The sequence below is a fragment of the Anoxybacillus sp. MB8 genome, from assembly GCF_011006755.1.
Lineage (GTDB): Bacteria > Bacillota > Bacilli > Bacillales > Anoxybacillaceae > Anoxybacillus > Anoxybacillus gonensis.
Genome location: NZ_RXXX01000111.1, coordinates 1 through 712, shown reverse-complemented (window position 1 = coordinate 712; position 712 = coordinate 1). Strand labels below are relative to the sequence as shown.

The window sequence follows — 712 nt, the reverse complement described above, 5'->3', positions numbered from 1 at the left end:
ATGAGCCACGAAACGATTCGTCAGTTGATTGTCGAGGCTGAAGTCGTTGGACACCGCAAGATGGAGAAAAAAGGTCGGGTATTTTTCATTGAGGCAGACGGACTATACGTCAAACGCCAACGAAGCCGCATGAAAGGGAAAGAAGAGAAAATTGTGACGATTCACCAAGGATGGGAGAAAAACGGCAAACGAGTTTCTTTGGTGAACCGACGCTACTATGTTCATCAAACGAATGAGCCAATCTGGGAAGCCGTCGAGAGCTTCTTAGTGAAAGAATATGGGTATGATCCACTAGAAGATTGGGTCGTCATCAATGGAGATGGTGCGCCGTGGATTACGGCTTGTCGTGAATATTTCGGAGATAGAGGGTACTTTCAACTCGATCGGTTCCATGTGGCGAGAGAGATTCGTCAATTGTTCCGAGGTCATGCAAGATATCGGGTGATTCGAAAGAAATTAGCATCATGGGATGAAGAAGGCGTGTTACGAGAACTCACAAGTGCCATCGGTACGCTAGAACATGAGGAGAAGGAAAAGCAACTCGAGGCGCTTGTTCGTCGAATCGAGGAGATACCAGGATGTTTACGTGACTATCGCGTATGGTTGAAGGAAAAAGGGATTGACACGACAAACATGAGGGCGATGGGGAGTGCGGAAGGAACGATGCATGTGTTTGCGAAACGAAGTAAAAACGGTCGAAGTTGGAGGGATG

At 47.3% G+C, this 712-nt stretch carries 1 protein-coding gene; it reads left to right on the top strand.

Annotated features, from left to right (window positions below):
* The coding region (locus tag EKC99_RS15355) for a UPF0236 family transposase-like protein (RefSeq protein WP_205597825.1) at nt 1–712 on the top strand (712 nt) is incomplete at both ends.